Below are 2,999 nucleotides of genomic sequence, written 5' to 3'. Positions count from 1 at the left end.
TACGCACCATCCGCGTTCAGCTAGAAGACGGCTCAACCAGACGAATCAAAGTCGCCGCCTCAACTCTACGAACTATGAAAAAGCAATCAAAATAACCTCTTAAAGAGGAATTTATGTCTGTTTTGGACAAGATCAAGCGATTCCTCGACTGGTCCGGCTCGACTAAGCCGGACATCAACCTCTACACAGAAATTTACGACCAGCTACGCCCTTTTCGCTTACCACTTATAACCATCGTGCTGATGATGCTAATCGGCACATTAGGCTATGTTTTTATAGCGGGCTTTTCGCTCGTAGACGCCTTTTATCAAGCAGGCATGACCTTCACGACGGTAGGCTTTACCGAAGTAGCGCCGATATCGCCCGCGGGTAGAATTTTTACCGTCTTATTCATCCTCATGGGCTTTGGAACCTTTTCGTTTTGCCTGGGCGTCGTCGTCGAGGTCATAAAAAACGGCAAACTTCAAAATTTACTTAGGGAGCAACGAATGATCAATAACATCGCAAGGCTCAAAAACCACTACATTATCTGTTACAACAACATCTACTGCGCCGAGCTTGCCAAGCAGTTTCGCGAAAATCATCTGCCTTTTGTCGTGATCGATCCCGATCCCGCTCTAGCCAAAATCGCTGAAGAAAACCGCTATCCATATTTCATCGTAGGCGAACCGCATGTAGAAACCACGATGCTAAAAGCCCATCTGTCATCTGCAAAATCCGTCATCACCTTGGCTCCAAATTTAGCCGATAATATCGCGATAATCTCGCTCGTGCGCCTATACGAAAAGGAGCTTGGTCGCATCACCCCCTACTTCATCATGGCAAATAGCGATGATGACAGCGACACGCAGAGGCTAAAAAAACTCGGCGCAAATTCTATCGTCTCACCATCCAAACTCGCCGCACAAAGGCTCTCTGCGATCAGCGTGCGTCCCGATATGGAAAACATTTTGGAGCGATTTTTGTATAAAAAAGACTCCCTCATCGATATCGAAGAGATCACGGTGCCCGATTTTTCATGGATCCGCTTCAAACGCTTAAAAGAAACTCGCCTGCGCGATTTTACAAACGCCGACGTCGTGGGCATCAAGGAGCCGAATAACCGCTTCATTCCGATGCCGGATGGCGACTACCTCATCGGTACTGGGGTGAAATTTTTAGTCATCGGCACGGCAGAGGGCATCCGCAACACTAAAAAACTCATCCGCAGCAAATACAAGCCGCAGGAGATGAGATATGTTTAAAATAACTAAGCTCGAGGGCGGCTTACAAAATGTCGAGGGTTTTTATTTTGACGGCGTAAATTCGGGCTTTAAAAAAGAGGGAAACGATCTGGGATTTATCCGCGCGGACGAACCCTTTGCCGTAAGCGCGATCTTTACGAGCAATAAATTTCAAGCCGCGCCGATTAGGCATTTCAAAAGGGCGCAAGAGCGCGCGGGCGGGGAGCTTAAAACAAATTTTATCCTCGTAAATTCTAAAAACGCAAACTCGATGACCGGGGAGCAAGGCGTCGCGGACATCGATGAAATTTTTAGCGAGCTTGGTAAAAAGACCGCTCTGATAAACCCCGTTATGAGCTCCACCGGCGTCATCGGATACCGCCTCAAAAAGGAAAAAATTATCGCCGCCGCGCAAAATTTTAACCTCTCGGCACGAAACTCGAACGCCCTAGCCACCGCCATTATGACTACCGATACGATAAAAAAAGAGCTTGCATATGAAATTTCTTTAGAAAACGGCGAGAAATTTCACATCGCAGCCGTTTGCAAGGGCGCAGGCATGATCAATCCCGTGCTTGCGACCATGCTCTGCTTCATTCTAACCGACGCAAAAATCCCGCGCGCGGATATGGACGAGCTGCTAAAAAAAGCGGCGGAGCAGAGTTTCAACACCGTAAGCGTCGACGGTGATACCTCCACCAACGATACGATTATGCTCTGCAGTAGCGCCAAATGCGCCTACGAAAAGAATGCCTTCTCATTCGCGCTAAACGCCCTTACGCACGAGCTTGCGCTAATGCTGGTAAAAGACGGCGAAGGCGCAAACAAGCTGGTGCGATTTAGAGTAAGCGGCGCCGCAAATGCTGGGGATGCCCGCAGGGCGGCGAAGGCGCTAAGCAATTCGCCGCTTGTTAAAACGGCGATCTTCGGCGAAGACCCGAATTGGGGTCGCATAGCCTCCACCATAGGCGCCTGTGGCATAGAATGCGACGAAGAAAAGCTGCGTATCAAATACGACGACGTGCTGCTTTATGACGCACAAAATCGCGAACTGGACGCCGCGCGCGAGGCCGCGGCTCACGCCGTAATGCAGCAAAAAAGCTTTACGATCTGGTGCGATTTGGGGCTCGGGGATGGCGAGTTTAGCGCATACGGCTGTGATCTTAGCTACGACTACATAAAAATCAACGCCGATTATAGATCATAAAGATTCACAGCTCGCTTCATAACCTAAAAATCTCGTCTCGAAAATAGCGAAAGCGGCAGGGCTTTAAAGCTCTGCTCTTAAAATTTTATCATTTAAATTTGCCTGTTTTAAATTTTTAAATACTAAAATTTTACCTCTTAAAATTTGGAATCTCATGCGTGAAATTCAGTCTAAATTTGATAGCTGAAATTAGGTTTTAAGCGCTTTATTGATATACTTGAATAAATTTTTCAAAGGAGTAAAGTATGTTTCATGAATACAGAGATTTAATCACTGAGTTAAAAGGCAAAAACGCACGATTTGATTCGCTTTTCGAGAAGCACGACGAGCTGGATCACAAGATCGCCGACGCACAAGCCGGCAGAGTGCATATGAGCGATCTGGAGATCGATGCGATGAAGAAAGAAAAGCTTCGCATAAAAGATGAGCTAGGCACCCTGCTAGCGCAATATAAAGCCGAAAAGGCAGATAAATAAAGTTGCTTGCGGCGAAATTAAGATGCAGCAGAGTGCTAGCAAGGCTGATTTCGCCGCTAAGCTTTAATCCGCGTTTAGAATTTTCTAATCGCA

At 47.1% G+C, this 2,999-nt stretch carries 3 protein-coding genes and 1 pseudogene; all 4 read left to right on the top strand.

Annotated features, from left to right (window positions below):
* Window positions 1–95 (top strand): annotated as a pseudogene (locus Q0095_RS09355) (L28 family ribosomal protein); the annotation flags it as partial.
* A gap of 18 nt (window positions 96–113) precedes the next feature.
* Window positions 114–1,244 (top strand): potassium channel protein, encoded by a 1,131-nt coding sequence (locus Q0095_RS09350; protein ID WP_297883258.1) that lies wholly within the window; start codon window positions 114–116, stop codon window positions 1,242–1,244.
* On the top strand, window positions 1,237–2,430 hold the full coding sequence (argJ, locus tag Q0095_RS09345; protein ID WP_297883257.1) for a bifunctional glutamate N-acetyltransferase/amino-acid acetyltransferase ArgJ: 1,194 nt from the start codon (window positions 1,237–1,239) through the stop codon (window positions 2,428–2,430). Before Q0095_RS09350 ends, argJ begins: the two co-directional genes overlap by 8 nt.
* A 245-nt stretch (window positions 2,431–2,675) precedes the next feature.
* Window positions 2,676–2,906, top strand: a complete 231-nt coding sequence (locus tag Q0095_RS09340; protein ID WP_177387402.1) for a YdcH family protein — start codon at window positions 2,676–2,678, stop codon at window positions 2,904–2,906.
* The last annotated feature ends 93 nt before the right edge of the window (window positions 2,907–2,999 follow it).

The organism is uncultured Campylobacter sp. (assembly GCF_938045535.1).
Lineage (GTDB): Bacteria > Campylobacterota > Campylobacteria > Campylobacterales > Campylobacteraceae > Campylobacter_B.
Note: the sequence above shows the minus strand (reverse complement) of the source record. Positions and strands in the feature narration are given on the sequence as shown.